An 11,948-nucleotide genomic window follows, 5' to 3' on the forward strand; every position below is an offset into this window, starting at 1 on the left:
TTGGCTTCCTAACCTAGACACAGAAATACATTTTAAAAACACAAAAGAAATCAGTTGAATTCCAGTGTTATGGGCATAATAGCTAATAAAAAGTGTTACTGGAAAAGAGGTAAAACCGTGAAAACAAGCTGGAATATTTTTAAATTGGATTTAAAGCATATTAGTAAAAACTGGGTAGCTGCCCTATTGATTGGCGGGCTGACTATTTTACCGTCTTTATATGCATGGCTGAATATCTACGCAACATGGGACCCTTATGCCCATACCGATCAATTACCTGTCGCGATTGTCAATGAAGATGAAGGCGCGATGGTGCGTGACAAACAGATTGATGTCGGTAAAGAACTAATAAATACATTACAAGATAATAAAGAGATGGATTGGTCATTTACTACAAGTGAGGAAGCAATGGCCGGCGTAGAATACGGTGACTATTTTGCGGCGATTTTTATTCCAAAAGACTTCTCTAGCAAACTTGCGACAGTTACTTCAGGAGAGCCTAAAAAGGCGGAAATCCATTATTTCGTCAATGAAAAATTGAATTCTATCGCACCTAAAATTACTGAAAAAGGCGCTTCTGTCATTGTCGACAAAGTAAGCCGCCGTTTTATCTCTACGGTCAATGGCGTTGTACTCGATTTGTTTAATGAACTTGGAATAGAAATCGAAAAAGATTTACCAGATATCAAGAAATTCGAGCAATACATCTTCGACATTCAAAAGCAATTACCAGCGATTCACAAGACGTTGGAAGGAATTGTAACTGATGCCAACTCTGCGAAGCAAATCATCAACAAAGCGCAACAGTTACTGCCTGAAGCGAAACGAACTACGAATTCAGGACTGAAAATGATTAATGATACGTTGGATCAGCTGACAACAGCACAGAATCGACTAGAAGCGGCTGCACCACGTATTAAAGCGGATTTGGAGAAAATAGCTGCTATTACAAATGAAACGAATGATTTCCTTAAACAAATTCAGCAACTATCACCTGACTTCACTGAATGGAATCGTACGAAACAAGCGGTTGACGACCGTGTAACTGGCAGTATGGAAAAACTGGACGGACTTGAGCAAGACCTTCTGAATATAAAGAATGTAGCTGAACAATTAAACGGTGAACAAGCGAATGCAACAGATGCCACTCTCTCCCAGCCAATAGACGCGGCATTACTAAAAGTCGACAATCTTAAAAATCTACTAAATGAAATTCAACAAAATGCACGTACAATGGACTCACTTATGCAAGGTGAAGAAGAGCGGCTACGCAATAGTATAAATGATTTGCAAAAGATTGCCGAGAACACTTCCATGAAAGCCGATTCATTCCTAAAAGAATACACCGACACGATAGAACCTTACATTCGCAAAGAAATTGCCCAGGCATTGAGAACACTAACTAGTGCTAAAGCATTGCTGACTGAAGTACAGAACACCATTCCCGAAGTACAACAAACATTAACTAGTGCTGATCAACACTTAACGCAAGGCAAACAACAAGTCGAGAGCGCGTTAAACCAATACCCGTATGTCTACGAGAAAGTGAACCAACTCGCAAATCGTATTGAGGATATTCAAGGCACGACAGATATTAATGAAATCATCGACTTACTGCAAAATAATCCACAAGCGGAGCGTAGCTTCTTTGAGGAACCGATTGTATTAAATGAAACGAAGTTGTTCCCGATCAAAAATTACGGTACCGGCATGACACCTTTTTATACGGTACTTTCCATTTGGGTCGGTTGTTTACTATTAATTTCCTTACTCTCCACAGACATTAGCCGTGAAGGCACATTCACATCTAGACAAATTTATGTAGGTCGGCTATTTACATTCGGTTTGATCGGATGCATTCAAACGTTAATCGTGACGACCGGTGATATCGTTCTGCTAGGTGTAACCGTCAAAGAGCCGATCGCATTTTTCTTGTTTGGGGTATTAATCAGCGTTGTATTCATGTCGATCGTCTATACGCTCGTCTCAGTGTTCGGTGATGTTGGCAAAGCGATGGCCATTGTCTTACTCGTGCTACAGATTGCAGGATCTGGTGGCACGTATCCGATTATGCTACTACCTTCATTTTTCCAGTGGATCAACCCTTTCTTACCTTTCACATACGCAATTGACTTGATGAGAGAGGCTGTTGGAGGAATCGTCTGGGCCCGAACTATAAAGAATCTGTTGTTTTTAGTGGTAGTTGGATTGGTATTCATTACATTCGGTATAGTATTCAAAGAAAAAATGAATAAAGCAACCAATCATCTTTTAGCGAAATCACGTGAGACCGATCTATTTCATTAAACTGTTGCATAAAATTTGTGTACTGAATGTAAAGTGTTTCTATGACTGCTCTGACGTAGTAGCATTCGGTTATGGTGAATTATATGATATTCAACGAAAATAATATACCGCACTACAAAACCTCCCTACATTGGTAAGGAGGTTTCACGTCGTGTTAACTTATATATAATATTTCAGCGCGTCCGGAGATTCCCACAAAAAAATAAAAAGTACCTCTTTCAATACAAAAAAGACGACAATCCATTCACGTTGGAATGAATCATCGTCTTTTCGATTTTGAGAAATCAAAGCGTATAGTGACATTGATTTTTCACATGCTAATCTGGCTGGTTAGAACCGATTACTTCGTATAACCGTTCATTTGTGATTGAGCCTGACGCACTAATCGCTTTGTAATTTCTCCGCCGACGGATCCGTTGGCACGCGATGTGGAGTCTGGTCCAAGGTTTACACCGAATTCGTTAGCGATTTCTTCCTTCATTTGGTTGATCGCCTGTTGTACGCCTGGAACTAAAAGTTGGTTTGAGTTGCTGTTGCTGTTGTTGTTTGGCATGTTGTCCACCTCCTTCTGACAATAGAATGAGCAATTTTCGAAATATCATACATCAAGAGTAAAAAAGTTTTTTAAGCAATTACTTCAAACCTTCAACCATAGTTCTACTACCGACATCAACGCATATTGACTTTCCTTTTGAATAAACATACTATTGAAACAACATACATAATGGAGGAACTTACATGACAAATGAACTTCAACAAGCAATCCAACTACTTAAAAGTAAACAATGGGTTGACTTGCCCCATACATTTGGACCCGATTCCCCTCACTTTTCTGCTTTTGACGCAGCAGAATTCGAAACTCTCTTCACGAACAATGATGGATTGTTTGCTCAAAGCTTCAAAATGGCGGGTCAATATGGAACACATATCGACGCACCGATTCACTTCTTACGCGATACACGCTATCTTGATGAGCTCGAGCTAAAAGAGCTTGTATTACCATTAGTCGTAATGGATTTCTCTAAACAAGCACAACAAGATCATGACTTTACAGTCACTATAGAAGATATTTAATCATTTGAAAAACAGCATGGCCAAATTGCAGCAAATACATTTGTTGCATTACGGACAGATTGGAGTAAGCGTTGGCCAGATCATGAAGCTTTCTGCAATCAAGACACCGAAGGGCATAACCGAATCCCTGGTTGGGGCTTAGAGGCACTAGAGTTTTTATTCAATGAACGCGATATACAAGCAGTTGGTCACGAAACATTCGATACTGATTCAGCGATTGACTTCCCAAAGCACCCAGCGCTACGTGGAGAATATTTTGTATTGGAGCAAGATACATATCAAGTGGAATTGATGACGAACCTCGATCAGTTGCCAGCTAAAGGTGCAGTGATTTTCAACATTATGCCGAAACCCGAAAAAGCTTCTGGTTTTCTCGTACGCAGTTTTGCGATATTGCCGTAAATACTAAAAGGTGTTGCTGTGCGCATTTCAGCGTTCGCAATACCTTTTCTATTTCATATATAAAGTTTGCTGAAATCTATAACTTCGGTAATGTAATATTTCTCGTTTCACGTAATTATTTATCTGATTATTGCGTGTATTGATCACATTAAGGGTATGTACTGAATAGAAAGCAAAAATGAGTGAGGTGAGTTATTTGGCAAATTTCAATGAATATTCCATAAAAACACAATCGGAGTTACAACCAAAAGATCTAAAAAAAGTGGTTGACTACTCGATGTTTTCATTCGAATCAACAGAACAAGTGGAAAAGCTGACAAATATCGTTGGGCAACAACGCGCCCGGTCCGTGATGAATTTTGGCCTACACGTGAATAAACCTGGATATAATCTATATGTTGCAGGAATTGAAGGTGTTGGAAAAACGTCGTTTGTCACTACCGTCGTACATGACTTTTCAGAGAAAGAAACTACCCTCTTTGACTGGTGTTACGTAAATAACTTTGAAGATGAGTACAAACCTAAAGTGCTAAAACTCCCTGTCGGATTCGGTAAGCAACTTCAAAAATCGATGGAAGACCTATTGAAGGATTTAAAAGTAGATATTCCCACTTCGTTTAATGAAGAAAATCGATTAAAGAATCGCTCATCGATCATTCGAAAGTATAAAGATCAAATGGACCAAGTATATAAACAGACCAATGAAATAGCCGCGGAGAACGGATTTATATTAAAACAGTCCGATTCCACGATCGCCACGATTCCGATGGGCGAAGACCGAAAACCTATAAGTGAGGAGGCTTATAATGCATTAAGTGAGGAACAACTCGCAGCCATTGAAAGTAAATCTGCCCAATTACAAGAAAAAATTCTGGAAGCGACAAAAACGATACTACGTTTTGAACAGGATTTGAAGAAATCGTTAGCCGGCTTTGATCATCAAACAGCCATTACGACCATCGATTTTCATATTGATGAATTAAAAAAGAATTATAAAGACTGTCCTGAAGTGATGCACTATATGAAAGCAGTACGAAAAGATCTCGTAAATAACTTTCACACGTTTTTACCTAGCCCATCTAAAAAGGATGAAAAACAGCTAGGCAATCTGTTCAAAGACGAAAATCAAGCGCTAAAAAAATATACGATAAACGTGTTAGTTGATAATAGCGAAACTACAGGCATGCCCGTCATATCTGCAGATAATCCTACCTTTTATAACGTAATGGGTAAAGTGGAATATGAAAACCGTATGGGTGTTATGAGTACTGATTTCACGAAAATAAAACCCGGTTATTTACATGAGGCAAACGGAGGATATCTTCTCATTCAAGCGAAAGATATTTTTTCGAAGAGCCAAGCGTGGGAAGGTTTAAAAAGAGCATTATTAATCCATAAATTACAAATTGAAAATATAGGTGAACACGCGAGTATCATTGCTACCGCCTCCGTTAACCCAGATCCGATTCATCTTGACGTAAAAGTGATTATCATTGGAAATATGGATATTTATCAAGCTCTTTACCATCACGATGAAGATTTCCGTAAACTCTTTAAAATCCGTGTAGACTTTGATGTCGAAATGAAATACAACCAAGATAATATTGCAGGGTTAGTTAGTTTCATTCATACCCATTGTAAAAAACACGGACTTCGGCACTTTGATCCGACAGCTGTCTCAAAAATTATTGAATACAGTTCACGTATCGCAGGCGATCAAAATAAATTATCCACTCGTTTTAATTTACAAGTAGAATTGCTTTACGAAGCGGATGCATGGGCAAGCATCATGGGAGACGATCTCGTTTCGGCCAAACATATAGAAAAAGCCATTCAAGAAAAGAGATATCGTTCGAACTTATATGAAGAAAAAATTCAAGCGAGTATTGACGAAGGCAGTATTTTAATTGATACGACCGGAGAGAAGATTGGACAAGTAAATGGCTTGGCGGTCTATGATTTAGGGCAATATCATTTCGGAAAACCATCGCGTATTACAGCCACTACATTTATGGGAAAAAAAGGCTTTGTAAATATTGAAAGGGAAAGCCAAATGAGCGGTAATACGCATAATAAAGGTGTCTATATATTAGGTGGATATTTAGGACAAAAATTCGCTCAAAAGTATCCGTTAGTACTGACCGCACATATTGCTTTTGAACAATCTTATGGTGGTGTAGATGGTGATAGCGCATCAAGCACTGAATTATATGCGATTCTCTCCAGCCTAGCGGAAATACCAATCAATCAAGGATTAGCTGTAACTGGCTCCGTCAATCAAAACGGAGAAATTCAGCCAATTGGCGGCGTTAATGAAAAAATTGAAGGCTTCTATAATGTATGTAAAAGTAGAGGACTAACTGGCGAACAAGGCGTACTCATCCCCCATCAAAATGTGAAAAATTTGATGCTAAACGATGAAGTCATTGAATCGGTTCGTGATGGACAGTTCCATATTTATAAAGTGCGAACGATTGAAGAAGGAATCGAACTATTAACCGGTATACCGGCAGGACATCCGAATGAACATGGTGACTATGATAAAGAAACCGTCTATGGAAAAGCTGCAACTAAATTACGTCTGTTTATGGAATTTGCTAAAGAACAAGAGAATTGAAATAGGAATTGCATATGAAATGCCCATGAAGTTTAAACTTGATGGGCATTTCATATGCAGATTCTTTCTTTGACTACATACTATATGTACTGTAACAATATTCAGTCATCCGTAATAAACCACCGAAATCCTCCTATGTATTTCCAACCAGCTTACATTTCCAAGTCAATTCTGTTACATTTCCTTCAAAGCTGTCGAAAGGTTGTACAATGAATATACGATAGTTTTCTCGAGGAGGCTGACTATGAATAAGAAACGTTTAACCTGGGTAGATGTCACCAAAGGTTTTTTAATGATTCTTGTCGTCATTGGACATTATCCTGGACAGTTAGATGTCCCACTCGTTAAGTATATTTACTGGTTTCACATGCCGGCCTTCTTCATTTTAAGCGGATTGTTTTTTAAGCCCGTAGTTGAAAAAGGTTTAATGAAAATCTCGATTCAAAAACGATTTATGCAGTTGATCGTTCCTTATTTATTTTTCCTCGTCAGCATTACGCTGATCCGTTACGGGATAGAGATTGGTTCGGGTAATACAGACTTATCATGGTATGTAAACGATATGTGGACACTTGTAGTCGGCGGACGTTTTGTACGCGGGGCCTATGGCGTATTCTGGTTTGTCACGACGCTATTCTTTACATACTTGTTTTTCTTATGGATGACAAAATACTTTAACCGCACGAAACAACTCATTATTTTAGCTGTTTTTTATAGTATCGCTCACTTGGAAAGCTTGTTCGCGATGCATGTCATTGGCGGTGCTCCATCTACTGCGGCGCAAACGATTCCAATGATTTGGAACATCGATGTCGCAATGATGGCAGTCGTCTATTTTTCACTTGGCTATTATTTGAAGAGTTTTTGGATGAATATTCCGAAGAAATGGTTAATCGCAGGGTTGCTCGTTAGTGGAACGGCCATATCACTCGATCAGTATAACGTCATTGACTATCACTTGAGTATGAAATTTTTACGCTATGACCATTTCGTATTAGACTTGATCATCCCGCTTTCTTTCACAGTTGTGTTAGTTGGCGCATTCCAACTCATAGCAGCTAAATCATCTTTAAATTGGCTGCAAAGGATCGAAAAGCATTCTTTAACTATCATGTACTTGCACATCTTTACAGATATTTTATTAAATGACTACTTTACGTATGGGGTCATTGGATTCACCGCATTCGGCTTATTCGTTCCCATTGCAGTTTCGATCATCATCCAAAAGTTTCTCCCCAATGGAAAGCTATTCCTTGGCGGATTCTCACAGAAGAAGACCACTGCTAATCGAGCGATAACGTAAAAAACACCTGTGCACAAAACTTTCATGAATGGTTAAACATTCATGAAAGTTTGTGGCACAGGTGTTTTTTTACGAATTCAGCTATATATTACTCAGACTTTTGTATTTTCAAACCTTCAATAGCACACATTATATTTTTGTAGTAATCGGAGCGGATAGAAAACCCGCTATATTCTTCATGTGTCGTACAGGAAAACCAAGCAAAACCATTCTTCATAAAGGTTAAATCTTCAGGTAAATGAGGAGCTACCCAGTCGTACAAAGTATTGGCGTGGCGTTTTAATAACTCGCATGTTTTTTCATTTGACTCCATCACATAGACGGTTGCGGCCGGACCTTTTGTCATCGTATTCACCCACTCATTCGTTTTATAGACTTCCGAAGTATACGGTTTGAATTGGTCCAGTATGTCTGGATTATAAGTAAGTTCTTTGCGTGTGACGAAATAAAATGTATCCGAATGATCGCATAGCGCGTTGATCAGGTTTCTATATACCTCTTCTGTAGGGTTCTCCGTTATATCCCAGTACTCCATCATTCCACCTCTTTTCTGTTAGTATATTCCATACGCCGATTATCTTAATAAGATGGTGATGTTTATGAATATGCTAAATGCAGCTGCAAAGAATAGGAATATCGCTAACCCTTTTCTTTTTTCTTTTAATTGACTGAATCCCAAAAGTACAAGCATCACGCCCAAAAGAATTTGCACATAAGGCATAGTAACATTTTCACCTGTCAGTAAACTATAACTCGATACGGAAGCTACTATGACTCCTAAAATAGCAATAATAATGTTCATTATGTAAAAACCTCCATGTGAGAATCGGATCTAAATAATAGATCACTATATCATTTCAAGTATTAATTTTCATTATTTTCATTACACTATAATTCACAATCCAAAATAAAAGAGGGATACATGCTGCATAATTTTTCTTGCTATCAGGTAATAAGATGAGTGCTATCACAAATATAAAAATACTAGGAATGAGCAGCGTCCAGTATAATTTTCTCTTCGTCATTTTTACATACCACTTCTTTTCTAGAAATTATTAGACAAGTACAATCCATCTGTCTTATGTTATTTCTTACATCAATTACTTTTGAATAGGTAAAAACTACACCCCACTATGGAAACGTCTAGGCACGTCTTTTTGAAAATACAGTACGGCCATTCCCTATAAGGTTTTGTAGTAAAGAAATCCAAACATTATGGTTAGGGTTTGAAGATTTAGATTTTCCGATTCTTGCTAACTGCTGTTCATACCAACCAATCTCTAATAAGGAAGCACTCTTGTCTAGTAGTTTAATCCCTGTTCGGATCGGTTTTGTTTGAACGGTTTCATAACTGCCAGTAAAGATTTTATTTGCCAAGTCTGGCACTAAGGCAAAAGGTCTTGCAACGCCAACCATATCAATTTCTCCGCTTGCAACAGCCTCCTCCATCCCTTTTTGTGTACGAAAGCCACCTGTAACTACTATAGGTGTAGAGATTACTTTTTGAGCCTTTTTAGCATAGTCCATAAAATATGCTTCACGTTTGATTGTAGTTTCTTTTACATCTGCCCCCATCATAATCGGATTTTCATAATTTCCACCAGAAATCTCAATGAGATCCATCCCTAATTTGGACATTCTTCGAAGAACTTCCATAGACTCATCTTCAGTGAATCCACCCTTTTGAAAATCTGCAGAGTTTAGTTTAATACCGATCGGAAATGAACTTCCTACTTGTTTACGGATTTCATTATACGTTTCTTCCAAAAACCTCATTCGATTTACCAAAGTTCCGCCCCATTCATCTGTACGTTGATTATGGTAAGGGGATAAAAATTGGTTAACGAGATATCCGTGTGCTGCATGGATTTGAACACCTGTAAAGCCTGCTTTTTTCGCAATTCTCGCCGCTTCTCCAAATCGGTTAATTAAATCTACAATCTCTGACACCTGAAGAGCACGTGGTTCCTTGAAGAAACGTTGTAACCCACCTGTAAGAGGTACTGCACTCGGGGCTACAGGTTCTTTTGAAATCATTTTCGGTGATTGCTTTCCTGGATGATTAAGCTGCATCCACAGGTGGGTTCCATTTTCAGTTCCTGCTTTCGCCCACTTCATTAACATCTCTATATCCCGTTCATCTTCTATAGCGACGTTATTTGGCTCTCCTAAAGCATTTCGATCTACCATAACGTTACCTGTTACAACAAGACCAGCGCCCCCGTCAGCCCAAGTTTTATATAAAGTCACCAAGGCCGGACTCGGATTTTGATGAGACGTCCCCAAAGCTTCACTCATGGCAGACTTAAATATTCGATTCTTAATAATGGCTCCATTTGGAAGTTCTAGGGCATTACTCAACACGGACTTTGATTGATTCATTTATCCTTTGTCTCCTTATTTTTCAAGTATTATAGAAAAGCCATTATGATATCAAGTTATTTTTGGTAAATTAGCTTTATTCAATAATTGCGTAGTTTAGTTTAATACAAAAATAAAGATGTATAGAATTAGAAGTAGCACAAAAATTATGATATTCATGTAGGCTTGAGCTTCATCTTCTTTTTTACGTATATCTCTGATGGATGTAAATAGAGTAAAACCGCCAAGTAACAATACATAATAAATCATGTATTCAAATCTTTTTGTAACTAGCATAATAATACCTGCAAGTATGACTGTGATTGGTAATGCTAGATTGAGTATTTTCATCACACCCCTCCCCCTTTTAAGGATTTCAATAGCGGTATCTTCATTCTTTGGAAATAGATTCGGTTCATTTTTCCAATAAATTGAATATGAACATTTTTGATCATTTACACAATAAAATATATACCGAACGAATAATCAACTATTTGCATTACGTTTTTATTTTTCGGTATCGATACATTACTTTATAGGAGAGCAATCGAATTTTAGTTGAATTTGAACTAGATTATAAAAACACTGAATATAATTCAGTGTTTTTACTTATCTTAACAACCACGGAATATTTAATTGTATTTCAAATTGAACAATCGGCTTAGGAAAGTCGTCTGGAACTAAATCTAAATCCTTTTCGTTAAAATCTATTTCGACCTCATCACAATTAGGTATCGAAACTCCTTTTTCACTATTAGTCAGTAGCTGCAATTGCGGTCCATCAATCACTTTACCGACAATATGATAAAATGCGCCGTATAAATGTGTGCCATCATCATTTTCCATATACTCGGAAATCTCACCTTCTTTACGGGGGTCAATATCCAGTATATTAAATAAATGTTTGACTTCTGATGAGAATGTGTCACATGCTAAAATATAATTAGCGCAATAATCGCAGTCACAATCTTCCGTGATAAAATGGTGCTTTTCATAAAATTGTCTTGTTTGGTTTACATCTATTTCCAGTACATAACTTCCTACCTTAATCCGATCCATTACCTCACTCTAATCAATATATAGTTTTATAGAAGGTATCTTCAATCTTCATTTTTAGTCAACTTAGCTCCATTTCCAATTTATGAATTGGAAATGACAACGGAATGAGCAACATGCCTATAATAAGCATTAATCGTATCCCCCCAAAAAACCACAAATCATATTTGGTTTTAACTTACTCATGCTTTTCTCCTAATAACTTACTTCTACAATTATTCATTGAGCATACAATCTTCTTTTACAATAACAAAGAATATAGAATTGGTAAAACAGTATAATCATTTAATTCATCTTTAATAATTGGCCAATTGTACAATCAAGTTAGCCACCTAAATTCAAACAAAAAATGCCACTATAAAATTCGTGTATCATTGAAGTTGCGAGACTAACAATGAGAGGAAGTTTTATAGTGGCACAACTTGAGAGTACCATACAAAACCGTAAAAATAAACACCTATCAGCTTTTGAGCGCGGTCAAATCGAGGCGCTTCACAAGGATGGACATACCAACCGAGAGATCGGTAGACGGTTAGGACGCGTTCATCAAACCATCGCTAATGAATTAAAGCGTGGAACCACGACCCAGCTCAAGACTGGGCGCACATCCTATACAGCTTATTTCGCTGAAACAGGACAGGCAATATATGAACGAAATCGACTTCAGTGTGGCGCAAAAAGTAAGCTGCTTATAGCCAATGATTTTGTCAATTTCGCGTGTGACAAAATCCTAAATCAGGACTGGTCACCAGATGCAGTCGTCGGGTTTACAAGCCTTCAAGAAGAGTGGAAAGACCGACCTACTGTGTCCACGAAAACCCTTTATAA

10 protein-coding genes and 1 pseudogene are annotated in these 11,948 nt (G+C 37.8%); 5 read left to right on the forward strand and 6 right to left on the reverse strand.

Features of this window, described 5'->3' with window-relative positions:
* Nucleotides 1-117: 117 nt before the first annotated feature.
* Nucleotides 118-2,307, forward strand: coding sequence for a YhgE/Pip domain-containing protein (locus CSV72_RS03375; RefSeq protein WP_199170041.1), 2,190 nt, complete (start codon nucleotides 118-120; stop codon nucleotides 2,305-2,307).
* Between the two features lie 340 nt (nucleotides 2,308-2,647).
* Here CSV72_RS03375 and CSV72_RS03380 read toward each other — a convergent pair whose 3' ends face one another.
* Complete coding sequence (locus tag CSV72_RS03380) at nucleotides 2,648-2,860, reverse strand: alpha/beta-type small acid-soluble spore protein (RefSeq protein WP_099633404.1); 213 nt, start codon at nucleotides 2,858-2,860, stop codon at nucleotides 2,648-2,650.
* Nucleotides 2,861-3,045: 185 nt separating this feature from the next.
* Here CSV72_RS03380 and CSV72_RS03385 point away from each other — a divergent pair.
* From CSV72_RS03385 to CSV72_RS03395, 3 genes and pseudogenes are all read left to right on the forward strand, one after another.
* Nucleotides 3,046-3,783 (forward strand): annotated as a pseudogene (locus CSV72_RS03385) (cyclase family protein).
* Between the two features lie 187 nt (nucleotides 3,784-3,970).
* Nucleotides 3,971-6,400 carry a Lon protease family protein gene (locus CSV72_RS03390; protein WP_158232136.1) on the forward strand — a complete coding sequence of 810 codons (2,430 nt, stop codon included), beginning with the start codon at nucleotides 3,971-3,973 and terminating at the stop codon, nucleotides 6,398-6,400.
* A 244-nt stretch (nucleotides 6,401-6,644) separates the two neighbouring features.
* Nucleotides 6,645-7,703: an acyltransferase family protein gene (locus CSV72_RS03395; protein WP_099677097.1), complete on the forward strand. Its 1,059-nt coding sequence runs from the start codon at nucleotides 6,645-6,647 to the stop codon at nucleotides 7,701-7,703.
* A gap of 88 nt (nucleotides 7,704-7,791) precedes the next feature.
* Here CSV72_RS03395 and CSV72_RS03400 read toward each other — a convergent pair whose 3' ends face one another.
* The 5 genes from CSV72_RS03400 to CSV72_RS03420 all read right to left on the reverse strand — a co-directional run bounded on the left by CSV72_RS03400 (nucleotide 7,792) and on the right by CSV72_RS03420 (nucleotide 11,123).
* Entirely contained in the window at nucleotides 7,792-8,238 is a 447-nt protein-coding gene (locus CSV72_RS03400; RefSeq protein ID WP_099677098.1) for a hypothetical protein, read from the reverse strand.
* 39 nt (nucleotides 8,239-8,277) lie between these two features.
* Nucleotides 8,278-8,505, reverse strand: coding sequence for a DUF3953 domain-containing protein (locus CSV72_RS03405; RefSeq protein ID WP_099677099.1), 228 nt, complete (start codon nucleotides 8,503-8,505; stop codon nucleotides 8,278-8,280).
* A gap of 341 nt (nucleotides 8,506-8,846) precedes the next feature.
* A complete protein-coding gene (locus tag CSV72_RS03410) occupies nucleotides 8,847-10,085 on the reverse strand; it encodes an NADH:flavin oxidoreductase/NADH oxidase family protein (protein WP_099677100.1) in 1,239 nt (412 codons plus the stop codon).
* 96 nt (nucleotides 10,086-10,181) lie between these two features.
* On the reverse strand, nucleotides 10,182-10,415 hold the full coding sequence (locus tag CSV72_RS03415; protein ID WP_099677101.1) for a hypothetical protein: 234 nt from the start codon (nucleotides 10,413-10,415) through the stop codon (nucleotides 10,182-10,184).
* A 258-nt stretch (nucleotides 10,416-10,673) separates the two neighbouring features.
* On the reverse strand, nucleotides 10,674-11,123 hold the full coding sequence (locus CSV72_RS03420; RefSeq protein ID WP_099677102.1) for a hypothetical protein: 450 nt from the start codon (nucleotides 11,121-11,123) through the stop codon (nucleotides 10,674-10,676).
* 409 nt (nucleotides 11,124-11,532) lie between these two features.
* On the opposite strand from CSV72_RS03420, the gene CSV72_RS03425 reads away from it, so the two are divergent.
* Nucleotides 11,533-11,948 (forward strand): helix-turn-helix domain-containing protein (locus tag CSV72_RS03425; protein ID WP_158232137.1); only part of this gene is annotated, 416 nt, incomplete at its 3' end.

The sequence above is a fragment of the Sporosarcina sp. P20a genome, assembly GCF_002743175.1.
Taxonomy (GTDB): Bacteria; Bacillota; Bacilli; order Bacillales_A; family Planococcaceae; genus Sporosarcina.

Excerpts from the sequence above, each read along its gene's own strand:
- CSV72_RS03380 (WP_099633404.1), bottom strand. The coding sequence starts at position 2,860 with ATGCCAAACAACAACAGCAACAGCAACTCAAACCAACTTTTAGTTCCA.
- CSV72_RS03395 (WP_099677097.1), top strand. The coding sequence starts at position 6,645 with ATGAATAAGAAACGTTTAACCTGGGTAGATGTCACCAAAGGTTTTTTA.
- CSV72_RS03400 (WP_099677098.1), bottom strand. The coding sequence starts at position 8,238 with ATGGAGTACTGGGATATAACGGAGAACCCTACAGAAGAGGTATATAGA.
- CSV72_RS03405 (WP_099677099.1), bottom strand. The coding sequence starts at position 8,505 with ATGAACATTATTATTGCTATTTTAGGAGTCATAGTAGCTTCCGTATCG.
- CSV72_RS03410 (WP_099677100.1), bottom strand. The coding sequence starts at position 10,085 with ATGAATCAATCAAAGTCCGTGTTGAGTAATGCCCTAGAACTTCCAAAT.
- CSV72_RS03415 (WP_099677101.1), bottom strand. The coding sequence starts at position 10,415 with ATGAAAATACTCAATCTAGCATTACCAATCACAGTCATACTTGCAGGT.
- CSV72_RS03420 (WP_099677102.1), bottom strand. The coding sequence starts at position 11,123 with ATGGATCGGATTAAGGTAGGAAGTTATGTACTGGAAATAGATGTAAAC.